This window comes from Actinosynnema sp. NPDC023658 (genome assembly GCF_040639995.1).
Taxonomy (GTDB): domain Bacteria; phylum Actinomycetota; class Actinomycetes; order Mycobacteriales; family Pseudonocardiaceae; genus Actinosynnema.
On record NZ_JBFAAX010000042.1, the window covers coordinates 1 to 17343 of the forward strand.

At 70.6% G+C, this 17343-nt stretch carries 21 protein-coding genes and 4 tRNA genes; 18 read left to right on the forward strand and 7 right to left on the reverse strand.

The window, feature by feature from the left end; all coding sequences use genetic code 11:
- Positions 1 to 135: 135 nt before the first annotated feature.
- From nuoB to htpX, 4 genes are read left to right on the forward strand one after another with little or no spacing between them, the layout of a single operon-like run.
- Positions 136 to 555, forward strand: coding sequence for an NADH-quinone oxidoreductase subunit NuoB (nuoB, locus tag AB0G02_RS08325; protein WP_360791253.1), 420 nt, complete (start codon positions 136 to 138; stop codon positions 553 to 555).
- Complete coding sequence (locus AB0G02_RS08330; protein WP_360791256.1) at positions 552 to 1145, forward strand: NADH-quinone oxidoreductase subunit C; 594 nt, start codon at positions 552 to 554, stop codon at positions 1143 to 1145. Before nuoB ends, AB0G02_RS08330 begins: the two co-directional genes overlap by 4 nt.
- Positions 1138 to 1614, forward strand: coding sequence for a 4Fe-4S binding protein (locus AB0G02_RS08335; RefSeq protein WP_360791259.1), 477 nt, complete (start codon positions 1138 to 1140; stop codon positions 1612 to 1614). Before AB0G02_RS08330 ends, AB0G02_RS08335 begins: the two co-directional genes overlap by 8 nt.
- An 18-nt stretch (positions 1615 to 1632) precedes the next feature.
- Positions 1633 to 2493 (forward strand): zinc metalloprotease HtpX, encoded by an 861-nt coding sequence (gene htpX, locus AB0G02_RS08340; RefSeq protein ID WP_360791262.1) that lies wholly within the window; start codon positions 1633 to 1635, stop codon positions 2491 to 2493.
- Here htpX and rfbA read toward each other — a convergent pair.
- The gene (gene rfbA, locus AB0G02_RS08345; protein WP_360791265.1) at positions 2490 to 3362 is read right to left on the reverse strand and encodes a glucose-1-phosphate thymidylyltransferase RfbA; all 873 of its coding nucleotides are present in this window, start codon (positions 3360 to 3362) and stop codon (positions 2490 to 2492) included. The two genes, htpX and rfbA, sit on opposite strands and share 4 nt — an antisense overlap.
- A complete protein-coding gene (locus tag AB0G02_RS08350; RefSeq protein WP_360791268.1) occupies positions 3359 to 3850 on the reverse strand; it encodes a YajQ family cyclic di-GMP-binding protein in 492 nt (163 codons plus the stop codon). Before AB0G02_RS08350 ends, rfbA begins: the two co-directional genes overlap by 4 nt.
- Before the next feature lie 123 nt (positions 3851 to 3973).
- Between AB0G02_RS08350 and AB0G02_RS08355 the strand changes: the two genes are divergently transcribed.
- Positions 3974 to 4054: transfer RNA gene (locus AB0G02_RS08355), tRNA-Tyr, on the forward strand.
- Positions 4055 to 4377: 323 nt separating this feature from the next.
- On the opposite strand, the gene AB0G02_RS08360 is transcribed toward AB0G02_RS08355, so the two are convergent.
- Together AB0G02_RS08360 and AB0G02_RS08365 are read right to left on the reverse strand one after the other, a co-directional pair.
- Positions 4378 to 4620, reverse strand: a complete 243-nt coding sequence (locus tag AB0G02_RS08360) for a hypothetical protein (protein WP_360791271.1) — start codon at positions 4618 to 4620, stop codon at positions 4378 to 4380.
- A gap of 89 nt (positions 4621 to 4709) precedes the next feature.
- Positions 4710 to 5516, reverse strand: a complete 807-nt coding sequence (locus AB0G02_RS08365) for a GNAT family N-acetyltransferase (protein ID WP_360791274.1) — start codon at positions 5514 to 5516, stop codon at positions 4710 to 4712.
- Positions 5517 to 6063: 547 nt separating this feature from the next.
- On the opposite strand from AB0G02_RS08365, the gene AB0G02_RS08370 reads away from it, so the two are divergent.
- From AB0G02_RS08370 to AB0G02_RS08395, 6 genes are all read left to right on the forward strand, one after another.
- On the forward strand, positions 6064 to 8667 hold the full coding sequence (locus AB0G02_RS08370) for a bifunctional diguanylate cyclase/phosphodiesterase (RefSeq protein WP_360791277.1): 2604 nt from the start codon (positions 6064 to 6066) through the stop codon (positions 8665 to 8667).
- Between the two features lie 66 nt (positions 8668 to 8733).
- Positions 8734 to 8806 (forward strand) — tRNA-Thr (locus AB0G02_RS08375).
- 45 nt (positions 8807 to 8851) lie between these two features.
- Positions 8852 to 8924: transfer RNA gene (locus tag AB0G02_RS08380), tRNA-Met, on the forward strand.
- Positions 8925 to 8999: 75 nt separating this feature from the next.
- Complete coding sequence (gene rpmG, locus AB0G02_RS08385; protein WP_015105301.1) at positions 9000 to 9164, forward strand: 50S ribosomal protein L33; 165 nt, start codon at positions 9000 to 9002, stop codon at positions 9162 to 9164.
- Positions 9165 to 9234: 70 nt separating this feature from the next.
- Positions 9235 to 9684, forward strand: a complete 450-nt coding sequence (locus AB0G02_RS08390) for a MaoC family dehydratase N-terminal domain-containing protein (RefSeq protein ID WP_360791280.1) — start codon at positions 9235 to 9237, stop codon at positions 9682 to 9684.
- Positions 9681 to 10109 carry a MaoC family dehydratase gene (locus AB0G02_RS08395; RefSeq protein WP_360791282.1) on the forward strand — a complete coding sequence of 143 codons (429 nt, stop codon included), beginning with the start codon at positions 9681 to 9683 and terminating at the stop codon, positions 10107 to 10109. Before AB0G02_RS08390 ends, AB0G02_RS08395 begins: the two co-directional genes overlap by 4 nt.
- 75 nt (positions 10110 to 10184) lie before the next feature.
- On the opposite strand, the gene AB0G02_RS08400 is transcribed toward AB0G02_RS08395, so the two are convergent.
- Positions 10185 to 10574, reverse strand: a complete 390-nt coding sequence (locus tag AB0G02_RS08400; protein WP_360791285.1) for a hypothetical protein — start codon at positions 10572 to 10574, stop codon at positions 10185 to 10187.
- Positions 10575 to 10977: 403 nt separating this feature from the next.
- The gene (locus AB0G02_RS08405) at positions 10978 to 12219 is read right to left on the reverse strand and encodes a pyridoxal phosphate-dependent aminotransferase (protein WP_360791288.1); all 1242 of its coding nucleotides are present in this window, start codon (positions 12217 to 12219) and stop codon (positions 10978 to 10980) included.
- 186 nt (positions 12220 to 12405) lie between these two features.
- Here AB0G02_RS08405 and AB0G02_RS08410 point away from each other — a divergent pair.
- The 5 genes from AB0G02_RS08410 to rplA all read left to right on the forward strand — a co-directional run bounded on the left by AB0G02_RS08410 (position 12406) and on the right by rplA (position 15191).
- A tRNA-Trp gene (locus tag AB0G02_RS08410) sits at positions 12406 to 12478 on the forward strand.
- A gap of 31 nt (positions 12479 to 12509) precedes the next feature.
- Complete coding sequence (gene secE, locus AB0G02_RS08415; RefSeq protein ID WP_360791291.1) at positions 12510 to 12917, forward strand: preprotein translocase subunit SecE; 408 nt, start codon at positions 12510 to 12512, stop codon at positions 12915 to 12917.
- Positions 12918 to 12981: 64 nt separating this feature from the next.
- Positions 12982 to 13866, forward strand: a complete 885-nt coding sequence (gene nusG, locus AB0G02_RS08420; RefSeq protein WP_360791294.1) for a transcription termination/antitermination protein NusG — start codon at positions 12982 to 12984, stop codon at positions 13864 to 13866.
- Between the two features lie 99 nt (positions 13867 to 13965).
- The gene (gene rplK, locus AB0G02_RS08425) at positions 13966 to 14400 is read left to right on the forward strand and encodes a 50S ribosomal protein L11 (RefSeq protein ID WP_360791297.1); all 435 of its coding nucleotides are present in this window, start codon (positions 13966 to 13968) and stop codon (positions 14398 to 14400) included.
- A gap of 74 nt (positions 14401 to 14474) precedes the next feature.
- Entirely contained in the window at positions 14475 to 15191 is a 717-nt protein-coding gene (gene rplA / locus AB0G02_RS08430) for a 50S ribosomal protein L1 (protein WP_360791300.1), read from the forward strand.
- Positions 15192 to 15249: 58 nt separating this feature from the next.
- Here rplA and AB0G02_RS08435 read toward each other — a convergent pair whose 3' ends face one another.
- Complete coding sequence (locus tag AB0G02_RS08435; RefSeq protein WP_360791303.1) at positions 15250 to 16005, reverse strand: hypothetical protein; 756 nt, start codon at positions 16003 to 16005, stop codon at positions 15250 to 15252.
- 263 nt (positions 16006 to 16268) lie between these two features.
- On the opposite strand from AB0G02_RS08435, the gene rplJ reads away from it, so the two are divergent.
- Positions 16269 to 16826: a 50S ribosomal protein L10 gene (rplJ, locus tag AB0G02_RS08440; RefSeq protein ID WP_360791305.1), complete on the forward strand. Its 558-nt coding sequence runs from the start codon at positions 16269 to 16271 to the stop codon at positions 16824 to 16826.
- Between the two features lie 63 nt (positions 16827 to 16889).
- Positions 16890 to 17279, forward strand: a complete 390-nt coding sequence (rplL, locus tag AB0G02_RS08445) for a 50S ribosomal protein L7/L12 (protein ID WP_360791307.1) — start codon at positions 16890 to 16892, stop codon at positions 17277 to 17279.
- The last annotated feature ends 64 nt before the right edge of the window (positions 17280 to 17343 follow it).

The following is a 17343-nucleotide window of genomic DNA, read 5'->3' on the forward strand; positions in this document are numbered from 1 at the left end:
GGGGCCCCCGCGCCGGGCCCCCCCCCCCCCGGCCCCCCCCCCCCGGCCCCCCCCCTGTTGTGGGGGGGGGTTGGGGGGGGGGGGGGCCCCCCGCGCCCCCCCCCGCGGCGCCCCCCCACGTATTAACCTCACCCGGTGACGGTTTCCACCTTGGACTGGGGCACGACGTACCGGATCACCGTGCTCGACCTCGGCCTGGCCTGCTGCGGCGTCGAGGTGATGGCCGCGCTGGAGGGCCACCGCCCCGAGCAGCTCGCCGCCCTGGGTGTCGACCCGGTGCACTCGGGGGGCGAGGCGCACGTGCTCGTCGTCTCCGGCACGGTCACCGACGCCATGCTCCCCGCGGTGATCGCGACCTACCGGGAGATGCCGGAACCGCGTTACGTGCTGTCCGTCGGCGCGTGCAGCAACACCGGCGGCCCGTACTGGGACTCCTACAGCGTCACCAAGGGCATCGACCAGGTGCTGCCGGTGCACGTCGCCGTGCCGGGCTGCCCACCCCGTCCCGAGGCCCTGCTCGACGGCCTCGCCGCACTGCACCGGCTCGTGTCGTGAGCGCCGCGTCCGAGGCCCTGGCCTCCGGGGTGCCCGACGCCGTCGTGAAGACCGCGTTCGGCCAGACGACCGCGCACGTGCCGCTGCACGCGTGGGCCGCGGCCGCCCGCCACGTCCACGACGAGCTCGGCTGCACGCAGTTCGACTGGCTCGGCGTCGAGGACGCCGGACGCCCCGGCGCGGTCGGGCAGCGGCACGCCGTGCTGCTGCACGCGCTCCACCCGGACACCAAGGACGGCGTGCTGCTGCGCACCGAGCTCGGCCCGGACGACGTGCTGCCCAGCGTCGCCGCGCTCTGGGCGGGCGCGGCGTGGCACGAGCGCGAGGCCGCGGAGATGTTCGGCCTCGTCCTCGCGGACGGCGAAGCGGCCCACCTGCTGCTCCCGGACAGCTTCAGCGGCCACCCGCTGCGCAAGGACTTCGTGCTCGCCTCCCGCGTGGTGCGCCCCTGGCCGGGCAGGCTCGAACCGGGCGAGGACGGCACCTCGGCGCCCAGCCGCAGGCGTGCCGCACCACCCGGCGTCCCGGACCCCTCCTGGGGCCCGCGGTACGAGCGTCCCGAGGGTTCCGAGGAGGACGCCCGTGGCTGACCTGCCCCCGCGCACCCGCGGCGTCATCGCGCTGCTGGAGGCCAACTGCACGGTGTGCATGATCTGCGCCCGCGAGTGCCCCGACTGGTGCATCCACATCGACTCGCACACCGAGGTCGAGCAGCAACCCGGTTCGGCCCGCCCGCGCGCCCGCAACGTGCTCGACCGCTTCGCCATCGACTACGGCCAGTGCCTGTACTGCGGCATCTGCGTCGAGGCGTGCCCGTTCGACGCCCTGCACTGGGCCCCGGACTTCTCCTACCCCGGCACGGGCGGGCTGGACGGCACCGGTGCGGTCGCGGAACTCGTCCAGGAACGCGACGTGCTGGCCACGTGGGTCGCGCACGTGCCGCCACCGCCGCCGCTGGACGCGGGGGCCGAACCCGCGCCGGAGACCACCGCCACACGCCCGGCACGTCCCGGTACCGGAACCACGCGCCGACCGGGCGCGTTGAGGGAGGGGACGTAGGACAGCCGGAGGCGAAGCGTGCACAAGCACTACAACGCGTTGAAGACCGCGTTGCTGCTCGCTGCCATGAGCGCGTTGATCGTGGCGATCAGCTCGCTGTTCGGCCGCACCGCCCTGCTCGTCGGCCTGCTGGTGGCCCTGGGCCTGAACGCCTACGCCTACTTCAACTCGGACAAGCTCGCGCTGCGCGCCATGCGGGCCCGACCGGTGTCCGAGGTCGAGCAGCCCGCGATGTACCGGATCGTCCGCGAGCTGGCCATGGCCGCGCGCCAACCCATGCCCCGGCTCTACCTCAGCCCCACCATCGCGCCGAACGCGTTCGCCACCGGCCGCAACCCGCGCAACGCCGCCGTCTGCTGCACGACCGGCATCCTCGACCTGCTCGACGAGCGGGAGCTGCGGGCCGTGCTCGGGCACGAGCTGTCGCACGTCTACAACCGCGACATCCTCATCTCGTGCGTGGCGGGCGCGCTGGCCGGCGCGGTCAGCACGCTGGCGAACCTGGCGATCTTCGCGAGCGTCTTCACCGGCGCGGACGACGACCGGCCCAACCCGTTCGCGGTGCTGCTCATCGCCGTGCTCGGCCCCATCGCGGCGGCCATCGTGCAGATGGCCGTCAGCCGGTCCCGGGAGTACCAGGCCGACGAGTCCGGCGCGGAGCTGACCGGCGACCCGCTGGCGCTGGCCTCGGCGTTGCGCAAGATCGACATCGGCACGCGCGCCGCCCCGCTGGCCCCCGAACCGGCCGTGGTCGCGCAGTCGCACCTGATGATCGCGAGCCCGTTCCGGGCGGGGGAGAACCTGGCCAGGCTGTTCTCCACCCACCCCCCGATCGCGGACCGCGTGCGTCGGCTGGAGGAGCTGGCCCGCCGGTCCTAGAGCGCTTCCCGTGCGACGTTCATCACGTACTGGCCGTAGCCGGACTTCGCCAGCTTCTCGCCCAGCGCGTAGCACTGCTCGGGGCTGATGAACCCCATCCGCAGCGCGATCTCCTCCAGGCACGCGATGCGCACGCCCTGCCGGTGCTCCAGCACCTGCACGAACTGGCCCGCCTCCAGCATCGAGTCGTGCGTGCCGGTGTCCAGCCAGGCGAAACCGCGACCGAGGTCGACCAGCTGCGCCCGACCCTGGCGCAGGTAGGTCAGGTTGACGTCGGTGATCTCCAGCTCGCCGCGCGGCGACGGCTTGAGCGACCGGGAGATGTCCACCACACCGTTGTCGTAGAAGTACAGGCCGGTGATGGCCTTGTTCGACCTCGGCTGCGCGGGCTTCTCCTCGATGCTGACCAGCCTGCCGCCCGCGTCGACCTCGCCCACCCCGTACCGCTCCGGGTCCTTCACCGGGTAGCCGAACAGCACGCAGCCGTCCAGCGTGGTGGCGTGGTGCTGCAGGAGCCGCGAGAAGCCCTGGCCGTAGAAGATGTTGTCGCCCAGCACCAGCGACACGTCGTCGTCACCGATGAAGTCCGCGCCGATGACGAACGCCTCCGCCAGCCCGTTCGGCTGCGCCTGCTCGGCGTAGGAGATGTCCAGGCCGAACTGCGAGCCGTCACCGAGAAGCCGGCGGAACAGCGGCAGGTCCACCGGCGTCGAGATGAGCAGCACCTCGCGCACGCCCGCCAGCATCAGCACCGACAGCGGGTAGTAGACCATCGGCTTGTCGTAGACCGGCAGCAGCTGCTTGGACACCGCCTGGGTGATGGGGTGCAGGCGCGTGCCGCTGCCACCCGCCAGGACGATGCCCTTCATCGGTAGTTGGTGAACTGGAGGGCGATGCCGAAGTCGTTGCTCTTGAGCAGCGCGATCACGTCCTGCAGGTGGTCCTTCTTCTTGCCCGAGATGCGCAGCTGGTCGCCTTGGATCTGCGCCTGCACGCCCTTCGGGCCCTCGTCGCGGATCTTCTTCGCGATCTCCTTGGCCTTCTCGCTGGAGATGCCCTGGACCACGTTGCCGGTCACCTTGAACACCTTGCCCGACAGGGCCGGGTCACCGATCTCGAAGGCCTTCATCGAGATGCCGCGCTTGACCAGCTTCTCCTGGAAGACGTCGATCGCCGCCCGGCAGCGCTCCTCGGTCTCGGACTGGAAGGTGATCGCCTCCTCGCCGGCCCAGGACACCTGCGTCCCCGTGCCGCGGAAGTCGAACCGGGTGCTCAGCTCCTTGGCGGCCTGGTTCAGCGCGTTGTCGACTTCCTGGCGGTCGACCTTGCTCACCACGTCGAACGACGGGTCTGCCACGTGCTCGGTACCTCCGCGTAGGTGGGTCTGGAACCGCCGGGAAGCCTACCGGGGTATCCCGGTTGCGCGGCCCCCCACGGGCTTATGTATTGTCTCCACCGCACCCGGCACCACCGGGGGCGGGGCGGGTTGCCCGAGCGGCCAATGGGAGCGGACTGTAAATCCGTCGCGAAAGCTACAGAGGTTCGAATCCTCTACCCGCCACGTTCGTCGAGGACCCCTGTTCGCGGAATGCGCGAACAGGGGTCCTCTCTTTGTATTCGCCGGGGGTGCGACCCCCGGACCCCGCCCCGTGGGCGTTGCCCCCGGACCCCCGTCCGTAGCGGGTTCGGTCGAGGCGTTCGGTGTGGGTGGCGTCGCCTGCGCCGTCGAGGGCGCGCGGTCGCGCCGGGACGGGGCGGGAGCGGCCAGGCTTGTCGATCTCGGCCCGGGCTCGGCGTAGGTGAGGCCGACGCGCAAGCGCTTCCTCTCGCTTGCGTGCCGGCCTCGAAGTGCAGCATAACCCATATCGAACGCATGTTCGAGGGCTAAGCGATCGCGGCTCGGCCTTCTTCGGTCAGTTCCGCGTCCGTGCGCTCGTCCAGGCGCACCGCCCGCCTCGCCCGCAGCAGACCTGCGCGCACCAGGTCGTGCGTGACCATCTGGTCGCAGCACGGCAGCCCGTCCACGTACAGGTCCGGCTCACATCCCCCGGACAGCTCGGCCCTGCCCGCGGCGACCGCGCGGAGCATGGCTCTCGCCCTGCCGGACAGCTCCTTCACGACGATCATGGCGACCCCCTCGCCCGTCCTTCCCGGCCTGCTTCCCTCGTCTTGAAGGAGGTCTGGACCTGTATTCCGAGTACCCCTCGGAACCAAGTTCACCCGGCTGGGCGAGACAGGGCGGGACGGCGCTGCCAGGTCGTCCACAGCGGGCGGTAGCCGTGGGAGTACCAGAACGGCGTGGACAGCGGGTTGGGCAGGGCGTGGTGCAGCAGGGTGATGCCGACACCCGCCTCGTCGAGCAGCTCGTGCGCGTGGTCCACCAGGGCGGCGCCGATGCCGCCGCCACGCGCGTCCTCGCGCACGCCGAGCAGCCCCAGGTACGCCACCGGGCGCACGGACGTCCGCCCGGCGATCCAGTCCGAGTACCCCGGCAGGTCGTAGTAGAGGAAGCCGACGACCTCCCCCTCGCTCTCGGCCAACCACCCGCACGGTTCGGGGCGCTCCAGCATCGCCGCGATGTGGCCGCGCAGCCGCGCACTGCTGGACGGTCGGGCGTTGACCATGCCGAACCGGCTGTCGAACCGCACGGTCTCCAGGTTCAGCTCCACCGCGACGTCCAGGTCGTCCGGCGTCAACGGCCGGATCGCCACCGTCGAACCGCCGTCGTACCCGCGACCGGGCAACCGGGCCGCGGTCACCAGCAGCGGCGCGAAACCGTGCCGCACCAACACGTCCGCCGCCTCGACGGCCCGGCTGGGCACGGTCACCAGCGCGGCCGTGTCGGGGTCGCCCGCGCCGGTCAGCGGCCAGTCGCGCAGCAGGCGGTCCAGGTCCGCGCCGGGGTACCAGTGCAGGGAGTGGGTGCGCAACGCACCCCACGAGGCGTTCAGGTCGTCCTCGGGCAGCTCCGAGAACGAGTACGGGTCGTCCACGGGGGAGATGGCGGGCAGCAGCGGGTCCACCCCGACAGCTAACCCGTCCCGGGCGCAGGTCGCCCACCGTGTAAATCCCGCGCGCCGACCGCGCGTTCGCCGGGAACCCCGGCCGGTCGGTGGACGACGCGCGGTGTGATCGTCATCGCGTCCCGACGACCACCGGGCTCGCCGTGGGCGAGCCGGTGCTCCTCCCCGCCCTACGGAGTCCCGGAGGGTTCCGTAACCGGTTCCGCGACCCGCACCCCGGTCTCCTGGCGGGCACCGCGGCACGGTCGCGCGAACGGGCCGGTCGAGCGGCTGCCGGGCCGTGGCGGGCTGGTCCGGGCCACCGCGGACCAAGATCGCCCGCACCTCTCCGGACGGGCCGTCACGGTGACGCGGAGCCGACTGTTCGTGTGAGCCGATCTGTTACTTGTCGTGGCAATCCGCTACACGACCTGCCATTTCGTCCCCCGACCGGGGTACATTGGCAGCCTTGGAGGGGTCCTGGTCGGTGTTCGGGACCCCTCAGTCACGCCCGGAGCACGTAGGCCGCGACCCGGCCCACCGCGACGACGGCCGACGAGGAGGCTGGATGTCCGACCACGCGTCGGCCACGGCGCCCAGCGCGCCGAACCGGTCCACGAACCGCGCCTTCAGCGTGTTCGCGGTCCTGCTCCTCGTCGCGGGGGCGCTGTCCGCGTTCGTCGTCGGCAACTGGCTGCCCGACACCGAGCCCGACGTCCGGCTGTACTGGACCGGACCGCTGCTGGTGATCGGCTTCCTGCTCGCGGAGCAGCTGGCCATCAACGTCGACGTGCGCAGCGGAGTGGCCTGGACCATCTCGTTCACCGAGATCCCGCTCGTGCTCGGCCTGCTGGTCGCGCCGTTCGAGATCGTGCTCGCCGCGCACGTGGTCGCGGGCGTCGGCACGCTGCTCGGCCGCCGGGTCATCGACCGCGCCGTGTACAACGCGGGCCTGATGTTCATGGAGATCTCGGTGGCCTTCGCGGTCGCCGAGCTCGTCAAGCGCTTCCTCGGCGCGGACGGCCCGTTCTGGGCCGGCGCGTTCGTCGGTACCATCGCGGTTCCGCTGCTGGCCAGCGTGCTCGGCCTGACCGCGCTGCGGGTCATGGGCAAGGGCATGCGGGTCGCGCCGAGCCTGCGCCTGGTGCTCCAGACCCTCGTGGTGGCCCTGCTGAACACCTCCGCGGGCCTGGCCGGCTACGAGATCGCGGACAAGGCGCCGTGGGGCGGCCTGCTGATCGGCCTGGTCTTCCTCGGCATCACGGCGATCTACCTGGCCTACTCCGGCCTGCTGCGCGAGCAGCGCGACCTGGAGGCGCTCAGCGAGGTCTCGTTGCGCGTGGCGCGCTCCGGCCGCCACGCCACCGGACCGCACGGCGCCACCCCGGAAGAGGACGACGGCGCCGGCGAGGACGACGACTGGCAGCTCATCGCGGAACGCATCCGCGAGCAGCTGAACGCCAACCGCGTCGTGCTGCGGCTGCGCACCGACCCGCAGGCGCCGATGCGCACGCTGGTCGCGGGCGAACCGCTCCCGCCGGGCCTGCGCCGCGACGACCCGCGCGTGCTGCGCGAGGACGCCATGCTCCAGCTGCCCGGCACCCACGTGCGGTACTTCCGCATCGTGGAGGCGGGCGAAGAGGTCTCCGAGTCCCTGACCCGCCGCGACGCGCAGGAAGCGCTGGTCGTGCCGCTGCGCGGGGCGACCCAGCTGCTCGGCGCGGTCGAGGTGCACGACCGGCTCAGCCGGTGGCGCGGCTTCGGCAAGGCCGACATCCAGCTGCTGCGCACGCTGGCGAGCCACCTGTCGACCGCAGTGGACAACCGGCGGCTGCTCGCCCGGCTGCGCCACGACGCCTACCACGACCCGCTGACCGGCCTGCTCAACCGGCCCGGCTTCCGCGAGGCCGCCAACGAGCCCATGAACGAGGCCGACGAGGCCGTCGTGGTCCGCATCGACCTGGACGTGCTGTCGACCGTGTCCGACGCGCTGGGCCAGGCGTGGGGCAACCGGATGGTCGTCGCCGCCGGACGTCGGCTGCGCGACGAGCTCGGCCCCGAGGTGCCGCTGGCGAGGCTGGAGGGCGGCGCGTTCGCGGCGCTGCTGCTCGACCGGCAGGCCGAGCGGATCCAGGAGATCGCGGAACGGCTGCGCGCCGCCCTGTCCGTGCCCTACCCGGTCGACCGGCTCACCGTGGAGGCGGGCGCGGTCGTCGGCTGGGCCACCACGGCCGACTGCGAGGTCGAGGACCCGGACCCGGACGCGCTGCTGCAACGCGCGGACGTGGCCGTCCGTGCGACCACGGACAACGAGCCGCTGCGCCAGTACGCGCCGAGCATGGGCCAGATCTTCCTGCGCCGCTTCCAGCTCGTGACCCAGTTCCGGTCCGCGGTGGAGACAGGCCAGATCTCCGTGCACTACCAGCCGAAGGTCGCGCTGCCGAGCCGTCAGGTGGTGGGCGCGGAGGCGCTGGTGCGCTGGAAGCACCCCGAGTTCGGCCGCGTCGACCCGGACGAGTTCGTGCCCGCCGTCGAGGCCACCGGCCTGGTCGACGTGCTCACCGACTTCGTCATGGACAAGGCGCTGGAGCGGGTGCGCCGCTGGATCGACCGCGGGCTGCGGATGTCGATCGCGGTGAACCTGTCCGTGCGCACGCTGGCCGACGAGGAGTTCCCGGACCGGGTGGCGGCCGCGCTCAAGCGCCACGAGGTGCCGCCGGAGCTGCTGACGTTCGAGCTGACCGAGTCCGGCGTGATGGCCGACCCGGAACGCGCGCTGCCGGTCCTGCGGCGGCTGCACGCGATGGGCGTCGTGCTGGCCGTGGACGACTTCGGCACCGGCTACTCGTCGCTGGCCTACCTGAGGCAGCTGCCGGTGGACGAGGTGAAGATCGACAAGAGCTTCGTGCTCGGCATGGGCACGGACCTCGGTGACATGGCGGTGGTGCGCTCGATCGTCGAGCTCGGTCACTCGCTGGGCCTCACGGTGGTCGCGGAGGGAGTGGAGGACGACGCCGCGCGGGACCAGCTCGTCGGGATGGGCTGCGACATCGCCCAGGGCTACCTGATCTCCCGGCCGCTGTCCGAGGACCGCTTCGAGGCGTGGTTGCGGGCGCGAACGGTGCAGGTCAGGGGAGCACGGGATGAGACGGTGCTCACCTTGGTCCACTGAGGGGGACCCCCGATTTCCATCCGGCGGCCGGCCTGTTGTAGAGTTCTCTTGGCTCCGCAAGAGCAAGCCCCTTTAGCTCAGTCGGCAGAGCGTCTCCATGGTAAGGAGAAGGTCTACGGTTCGATTCCGTAAAGGGGCTCAACAACTGGCCGCGGTGCACGAGCATCGCGGCCGTGTTGTGTAAAGCGGTGTAGCTCAGTTGGTAGAGCAAGCGGCTCATAATCGCTGTGTCGCCGGTTCAAGTCCGGCCACCGCTACTCAGTTGGATCCCCGCCAGGCGGTCAGCCCGTACTGGGGAATCGGGGCAGACGAGCTTCAGGAAGGCAAGGACCGTGGCTGCAACCGACGTACGCCCCAAGATCACCCTCGCGTGCGAGGAGTGCAAGCACCGGAACTACATCACCAGGAAGAACCGGCGCAACGACCCGGACCGCCTGGAGATCAAGAAGTTCTGCCCGAACTGCAAGACGCACCGCGCTCACAAGGAAACCCGCTGAGCCGGTAAGCACTTCCGACGAGGCCCGTCCCGGGATCCGGGGCGGGCCTCGTCGCGTATAACCTCCTCGGGTGCCTCTCGACCAGTCGTTCGTCGGACGTTCCTACCCGCCGTCGCCGCCCTACGAGGTCGGCCGCGAGAAGATCCGCGAGTTCGCCGACGCGGTGGGCGAGACCAGCCCGCTGCACCGGGATCCCGAAGCCGCCCGCGCGGCCGGCTACCGCGACGTCATCGCGCCGCCCACGTTCGCGATCATCGTGTCGATGAAGGCCAACGACGTGCTGGTCGACGACCCCGAGCTGGGCCTGGACTACAGCCGCGTCGTGCACGGCGACCAGACCTTCGCCCACCACCGGCCCATCGTGGCGGGCGACCGGCTCACCACCGTGCTGCACGTGGACGGCATCACCTCGCGGATGGGCAACGACATGCTGGCGATCCGGGCCGAGGTCCGCACCGAGGACGGCGAACCGGTCACCACCGGGCGGTGCACCCTCGTGGTGCGGGGGGAGGACGCGTGATCAGCGCAGCGGAGGTCTCCGTCGGCACCGAGCTGCCGCCGCTGTCGGTGCGCATCACCCGCGCCGACCTCGTCCGGTACGCGGGCGCGTCGGGCGACTTCAACCCGATCCACTGGAACGAGCGGTTCGCCCGCGAGGTCGGCCTGCCCGGCGTGATCGCGCACGGGATGCTCACCATGGGCCTGGCCGGCCGGATCGTCACCCAGTGGACCGGCGACCCCGGCGCCGTCGTGGAGTACGGCGTGCGGTTCGGCAGGCCCGTACCGGTGCCTGACGACGACGAGGGCGCGCTGGTGGAGGTCACCGGCAAGGTGACCAAGGTCCTGGAGGACGGGACGTTCAAGGTCAACGTGACGGCCGCGTTCGAGGGCAAGTCCGTGCTCGGCGGCGCGTACGCCCGCGTCCGGCTCCCCGAGGGCTCGTAGCGCCTCTCCGGGCGGCAGGGCGCGCGCTCTCGGGCCCCGCTGAGGGCGCTCCGGCGAATTCGGGACCGGGCCCACTCAGAACCCGCACAGCGCGCTCGTGCGCGCACCGGTGGCCGTGGCCGAGCGTCGTTCGACCTCGGCCACGCTCACCTCGCACGCGACGTCACCGCCGTCCGGCCCGATGGTGACCGTCAGCACGCCGTGCTCGGGCTCGCCCACGGTGATCAGCTCACGGCGCCAGGGCAGCGACGTCACCTCCTCCTGCTGCGTCCCGTCGTCCTGGAACGTCGAGTACGTGACGGTGGCGCGCGCTGCGGTGCCGCTGACGTGGAAGACGACGTGGACCGGCGGGGCCGGCGCCGCGGTCCACAGGACGAGCGCGAGAGCGCCCACCACGAGCGCCGCCGAGGACGCGATCACGAGCCACCTGCGGGCGGGGCGCTCGGGTAGGCCGGACTCCGTCATGTGCTGGGCTCCTCGGGTGAAGATCACTACGGCTGAATAGACCATCGGTGTATTTCTGCTGACGGTTACTCAAGTCACCCGAACGTGTTACAGGCCGTGACGGTGGTCAGGGGATGGCGAGGGTCTTAGCGCCCGACCGGCCGCAGTCGACCCGATCCAGACCGGCCACCGCAGGTGTGAGTCCCACCACACTCAATGATCGCGCCGGCACGCGCACGACGACGAGACCGAGCGGGCGGGAGACAACCGCCGCCAACCCGGTGACGGCGGGGGCCGGGATCCGCCCTTCACTGCACGGTAGTGGTACACATCACAACTACGCACTGTGCTCGGAATTCGTCTCATTACGACGAAAGGCACCCGATCGCGGGTGCCTTTCGTGACGGAGAGTCGGAAGTGCGTGCTACTTGACCTCAGCGAGCAGCTCGGCCATGCGGGTCACGCCGGTCTTCAGGTCGTCGTCGCCCAGCGCGTAGGAGAGCCGCAGGTAGCCGGGGGTGCCGAAGGCCTCACCGGGCACCACGGCGACCTCGGCGTGCTCCAGGATCAGCGCCGCGAGCTGCACCGTGTCGGTGATCGTCGTGCCGCGCAGCTCCTTGCCGATCAGCGCCTTCACCGACGGGTACACGTAGAACGCGCCCTTCGGCGTCGGGCACTCCACGCCGGGGATCGCGGACAGCATGTCGACGATCGTGCGCCGCCGCCGGTCGAACGCCTCGCGCATCTCGTGCGCCGCGTCCAGCGGCCCGGACACGGCCTCCAGCGCGGCCCGCTGCGACACGTTCGCCACGTTCGAGGTCAGGTGCGACTGGAGGTTCGCGGCGGCCTTGACCACGTCGGTCGGGCCGATCAGCCAGCCGACCCGCCAGCCCGTCATCGCGTAGGTCTTCGCCACGCCGTTGAGCACGAGCGTGCGGTCCGCCATCGCGGGCACGGCCACCGGCAGCGACACCGACTCGGCGCCGTCGTACGTCAGGTGCTCGTAGATCTCGTCGGTGATCACCCACAGCCCGTGCTCCAGCGCCCACTCGCCGATCGCGGTGATCTGCTCACGGGTGTAGACCGAGCCGGTCGGGTTGGACGGCGAGCACAGCAGCAGCACCTTGGTCCTCGGGGTGCGCGCCGCCTCCAGCTGCTCCACCGTGACCAGGTAGTCGGTCGACTCGTCCGCCGTGACCTGCACCGGGACGCCGCCGGCCAGCGTGATCGCCTCGGGGTAGGTGGTCCAGTACGGCGCGGGCAGCAGGACCTCGTCGCCCGGGTCCACCAGCGTCGCGAACGCCTGGTAGACGGCCTGCTTGCCGCCGTTGGTGATCAGCACCTGCGCGGCCGTCACCTCGTAGCCCGAGTCGCGCTTGGTCTTCGCGGCTACGGCTTCCCGCAGTTCGGGCAGGCCGGCGGCGGGGGTGTAGCGGTGGTTGCGCGGGTCGGCGCACGCGGCCTGGGCTGCGGCCACGATGGCCTCGGGGGTCGGGAAGTCCGGCTCGCCCGCACCGAAGCCGATCACCGGTCGACCTGCCGCCTTGAGCGCCTTCGCCTTCGCGTCGACCGCGAGGGTGGCGGACTCGGCGATGCCGCCGATCCGCTTGGAGATGCGCGGCTGCTCGGAGGTACTGGTCCCGGTGGTCGTCTCAGGCGTGCCCATGCCGCCAATCGTGGCAGACTGCACAAGCCGGTAAGCCGTCGGCACCCCTTCTGACCGGGCCAGTTGGAAGGAGGGGTACCTGGTGCCGTATGCTTCCGGTCTTGGAACGTCCAGTCGCTGCCTCACGGGCCACGTGAGGAGGGTGCGGGGCGTCTCCAGCCAGGGGGTTCTCGCGTAGAACCCCAAAGGGGTGTAGCTCAACTGGCAGAGCAGCGGTCTCCAAAACCGCAGGTTGCAGGTTCAAGTCCTGTCGCCCCTGCGTCGAAGCGCGATGGTGAGCGGAGGACGGCATGAGCGAGGGCCGCGAGCAGGACCTGCCGGAAGAGCGCGAGGGCGCATCCCGGCCGGTTACCGCCGCAGCGCGGCGCGAGCGCCGTGGTTCCGTGCGTCCGGCGGGCCGCAAGGACTCCGTGGAGGCGAAGAAGGCGGCCGAGGCCGACTCCGACGTCGAGGAGCCCAAGAAGGGCCGGCCCACGCGCTCGCGGGCGGAAGCGGAGAAGGCCCGGGTCGGTTTCTTCGCCCGGATCGTCCGGTACGTCCGCGAGGTGGTCAGCGAGCTGCGGAAGGTCATCTGGCCGACCCGCAAGCAGATGATCACCTACACCGGAGTCGTGTTGGTCTTCGTGGCCTTCATGGTGGCGTTGGTGTTCGGCCTGGATTCGGCCTTCGCCTGGGGCATGTTCAGGGTGTTCGGCTGAGCCGACTCCCTGCCGCCCCCGGTGGCGGCGGACATGCGATTCATGAGAGGAAGCGAGACCCACAGTGACCTCCGACAACGGCGGCGTTGACGCCCAGGAGCTGAACGACCTGACCGACGAGCGTGACTTCGACGGTGGCGTCGAGGACGTCGAGCAGGCGGAGGCGTCGGAGGACACCGAGGAGTCCGCCCCCGTCGAGGCCGAGTCCGGCGGCGACGTCGAGTCCGCGGACGGCGAGTCCGACGAGGACGACGTCGACCCCGACGCCGAAGTCGAGTCCGGTGGTGACATCGAGTCCGGCGGTGACGTCGAGGCCGTCGCCGCCGTGGACATCGACGCCGAGCCCGCGGACCCCGCCGAGGAGATGCGCGAGGCACTGCGGCGCGCGCCCGGCGACTGGTACGTCGTGCACTCGTACGCGGGCTACGAGAACAAGGTCAAGACCAACCTCGAGACGCGCATCCAGACCCTCGACATGGAGGACTTCATCTTCCAGGTCGAGGTGCCGACGGAGGAAGTCACCGAGATCAAGAACGGCCAGCGCAAGCAGGTGCAGCGCAAGGTGCTGCCCGGCTACATCCTGGTCCGGATGGAGCTCAACGACGCCTCGTGGAGCGCGGTGCGCAACACGCCGGGCGTGACGGGTTTCGTCGGCGCGACGTCGAAGCCGTCGCCGCTGACCATCGACGAGGTGCTGAAGTTCCTCCTGCCGCAGGTCGAGCAGAAGCCCGCCGCCGGCAAGAAGAGCGCCACGACCCCGGTGAAGTCGACCGTCGAGGTGGACTTCGAGGTCGGTGAGTCGGTCACCGTCATGGACGGCCCGTTCGCCACGCTGCCCGCGACGATCAGCGAGGTCAACGCGGACGGCCAGAAGCTGAAGGTGCTGGTGTCGATCTTCGGTCGCGAGACCCCGGTCGAGCTGTCGTTCAGCCAGGTCTCCAAGATCTGACCAGGACCACAAGATCTCCGGCTTCCCCGAGCAGGGGGAGCCGGCAGCCACGCTGCGGCTGGCAGGGCCGCGCGCGGACACCGCAATAAAGGAACCGAGATGCCTCCCAAGAAGAAGAAGCTCGCAGCGATCATCAAGCTGCAGATCAAGGCCGGGGCCGCGAACCCCGCGCCGCCCGTCGGTCCCGCGCTGGGTCAGCACGGCGTCAACATCATGGAGTTCTGCAAGCAGTACAACGCCGCGACCGAGTCGCAGCGCGGCACCGTGGTGCCGGTCGAGATCTCCGTGTACGAAGACCGCTCGTTCGACTTCAAGCTCAAGACCCCGCCGGCCGCGAAGCTGATCCTCAAGGCCGCCGGTGTCGAGAAGGGCAGCGGCGAGCCGCACCGCCTGAAGGTCGCCAAGGTGACCATGGACCAGGTGCGCGAGATCGCGCAGACCAAGATGGTCGACCTCAACGCCAACGACATCGACCAGGCGGCGAAGATCATCGCCGGCACCGCCCGTTCCATGGGCATCACCGTCGAAGGCTGACCTCTCTCTTTCGTAGTCGTGGGAGAGCCGAGCGCTGGCTCGTCACCACAACTGATCCACTTAAGGACAGAAGCATGAAGCGCAGCAAGGCGTACAAGAACGCTGCTGAGCTGGTTGACCGGGAGCGGCTCTACTCGCCGCTGGAGGCAGCCAAGCTCGCCAAGGACACTTCCAAGGTGAAGCTGGACGCGACCGTCGAGGTCGCCATCCGGCTCGGCGTCGACCCCCGCAAGGCCGACCAGATGGTCCGCGGCACCGTGAACCTGCCGCACGGTACGGGCAAGACCGCCCGCGTGATCGTCTTCGCCACCGGTGACAAGGCCGCCGAGGCCGAGGCCGCCGGTGCCGACGCGGTCGGCTCCGAGGACCTGATCGAGCGGATCCAGGGTGGCTGGCTCGACTTCGACGCCGCGATCGCCACGCCCGACCAGATGGCCAAGGTCGGTCGCATCGCCCGCATCCTCGGCCCGCGCGGCCTGATGCCGAACCCGAAGACCGGCACCGTGACGCCCGACGTCACCAAGGCCGTCGCGGACATCAAGGGCGGTAAGATCAACTTCCGCGTCGACAAGCAGGCGAACCTGCACCTCGTCATCGGCAAGGTGTCGTTCGACCCGGAGAAGCTGGTCGAGAACTACGCCGCCGCGCTGGACGAGATCCTGCGCGCCAAGCCGTCCGCGGCCAAGGGTCGGTACCTGAAGAAGATCACGGTCTCGACGACGATGGGCCCCGGTATCCCGGTGGACCCGAACCGGACCCGCAACCTGCTCTCCGACGAGGCCACCGTCTGACGGTCCGTCCGAAGCACCTCGAAGCGCCCCTCGGCCTCCCGCCGAGGGGCGCTTCGCGTCAGGGGCACGTGGGCTCGGCCTGGTAGCCGGTGATCGCCCACCCGTTGTTGATCTGCTTGGTGAGCACGAACTTGCCCAGCCTGGGTCCGTTGCGCACCACCAGCGCACAGGAGCTGACCTCGACCGAACCGGACTCTGGCGCGGTCTCCATGGTCTTGGGGAAGCCGAGCTGGCGGTAGGTCGACACGTCGGTCACCTGGCCCCTCAGCTTCGCCACGGCGGCCGCGCAGTCGGAGGCGCCGAAGGCCTCCGCGAAGGCCTTCTTCGGGCCGTCGCCCTTGAAGTACGCGCACGCCCGACCGCCGTCGCCGGTGCCGACTTGCTTGTAGAGATAAGCGACCGTGCCGGAGTTGCCGTACGGGGTGGCCGGCGCGATGACGTTGTTCTCGATGCCGCCGCTGTCCACCGCGACGCTGCCCGGGTCGTCGCCGCCGAAGTACCGGTCGTAGAAGTACGACACGACGAGCAGCACGACCACCAGGTACACCAGCCGCCGGAAGAGCTTGCTGTGCAGCAGCACCTTCCACAGCGGCTTGCGACCCGGCGCGGGCGCGGGCACAGGCACAGGTGGTGGGGTGGCCGGGGGGATGCCGGGCGGTGGGGCGGTGCCCGGCGGCAGGGCCGGGGGCGAGCCGGCGCCCTGGGCCTGCTGGAAGCGCTGGAACTCCTGGAACCGCTGGAACTCCTGGAACTGCCTGAGCTGTTCCGGGTCGACGTCCGGCGGCGGCGGGTTCCTCGGGGGCTCTTCGGTCACGCGTCACATCATGCCCAATTTGGGCGCGGCGGTAGCGCCCTGCTACCGTTGGCGACGGTTCACCAAAGACCGCTGGTCATCCGGATCACCAGTTGCTCCGGAACGAAGGTCCCGCGAAGCGGGCGGCCCGCGCAGGAGAACGAGGAAGACATGAGCGCCCTCGCGCGCTCGTCACGCCCCGTGCTGCTGCGCCGGGGCGTTTTTGCTTTGCGCGGCCCTCTCGGCTCGACCGGCGCGTCACCAAGCCCAGAGAGGAGGCGATCATGGCGAAGCCCAGCAAGGTTTCGGCCGTCGCCGAGCTCACGGACAAGTTCCGTGGAAGCTCGGCCGCTGTCGTGACCGAGTACCGCGGCCTCTCCATGGCGCAGCTCACCACGCTGCGTCGCGCTCTCGGCGCGGGCACCACGTACACCGTTGCGAAGAACACGCTGGTCAAGCGTGCCGCTGAGGACGCGGGCGTCGAGGGCCTCGAGGCCCTGCTCGTCGGTCCGACCGCCATCGCCTTCGTCGAAGGCGAACCGGTCGACGCGGCTAAGGCCCTGCGTGACTTCGCGAAGGACAACAAGGCCCTGGTCATCAAGGGCGGCTACATGGACGGCCGCCCCCTCTCGGTCGACGAGGTCTCCGCGATCGCGGACCTCGAGAGCCGTGAGGTGCTGCTCGCCAAGCTGGCGGGCGCGATGAAGGGCAACCTGGCCAAGGCCGCGGGTCTGTTCAACGCCCCGGCTTCCCAGGTCGCTCGCCTGGCTGCTGCCCTCCAGGAGAAGAAGGCCGCGGAGGCGCCTGCCGCCGCCGAGGCCGACGCTCCGGCCGAAAGCTGATCACACCCAGAAACTCCGCGTCCCGGCCGCAGTTCGGGCGTTGAAAGAGAAAGGACCGCCATCATGGCGAAGCTCAGCACCGAAGAGCTGCTCGACGCGTTCAAGGAGATGACCCTCCTGGAGCTCTCGGCCTTCGTGAAGGAGTTCGAGACCACCTTCGAGGTCACGGCCGCCGCTCCGGTCGCCGTTGCCGCCGCTGCCGGCCCGGCCGGTGCCGCTGCCCCCGCCGAGGAGGAGAAGGACGAGTTCACCGTCGTCCTCGAGGGCGCCGGCGACAAGAAGATCCAGGTCATCAAGGTCGTCCGCGAGGTCGTCTCGGGCCTGGGCCTGAAGGAGGCCAAGGAGCTGGTCGAGTCCGCTCCGAAGCCGCTGCTGGAGAACGTGGCGAAGGACGTCGCCGACGCGGCCAAGGAGAAGCTCGAGGCCGCCGGCGCCAAGATCTCGCTCAAGTGATCTAGCGTTACGCCGTCGAGAAGGGGGGGGCCCGCCCCCGGGGGGGCCGCGGGGGGGTGGGTTG

Bases quoted from the DNA above. Each gene is read 5' to 3' on its own strand.
- rfbA (WP_360791265.1), bottom strand. From the start codon at position 3,362: ATGAAGGGCATCGTCCTGGCGGGTGGCAGCGGCACGCGCCTGCACCCC.
- AB0G02_RS08360 (WP_360791271.1), bottom strand. From the start codon at position 4,620: ATGATCGTCGTGAAGGAGCTGTCCGGCAGGGCGAGAGCCATGCTCCGC.
- AB0G02_RS08370 (WP_360791277.1), top strand. From the start codon at position 6,064: ATGTCCGACCACGCGTCGGCCACGGCGCCCAGCGCGCCGAACCGGTCC.
- AB0G02_RS08400 (WP_360791285.1), bottom strand. From the start codon at position 10,574: ATGACGGAGTCCGGCCTACCCGAGCGCCCCGCCCGCAGGTGGCTCGTG.
- AB0G02_RS08405 (WP_360791288.1), bottom strand. From the start codon at position 12,219: ATGGGCACGCCTGAGACGACCACCGGGACCAGTACCTCCGAGCAGCCG.
- secE (WP_360791291.1), top strand. From the start codon at position 12,510: ATGAGCGAGGGCCGCGAGCAGGACCTGCCGGAAGAGCGCGAGGGCGCA.
- rplK (WP_360791297.1), top strand. From the start codon at position 13,966: ATGCCTCCCAAGAAGAAGAAGCTCGCAGCGATCATCAAGCTGCAGATC.
- rplA (WP_360791300.1), top strand. From the start codon at position 14,475: ATGAAGCGCAGCAAGGCGTACAAGAACGCTGCTGAGCTGGTTGACCGG.
- rplJ (WP_360791305.1), top strand. From the start codon at position 16,269: ATGGCGAAGCCCAGCAAGGTTTCGGCCGTCGCCGAGCTCACGGACAAG.
- rplL (WP_360791307.1), top strand. From the start codon at position 16,890: ATGGCGAAGCTCAGCACCGAAGAGCTGCTCGACGCGTTCAAGGAGATG.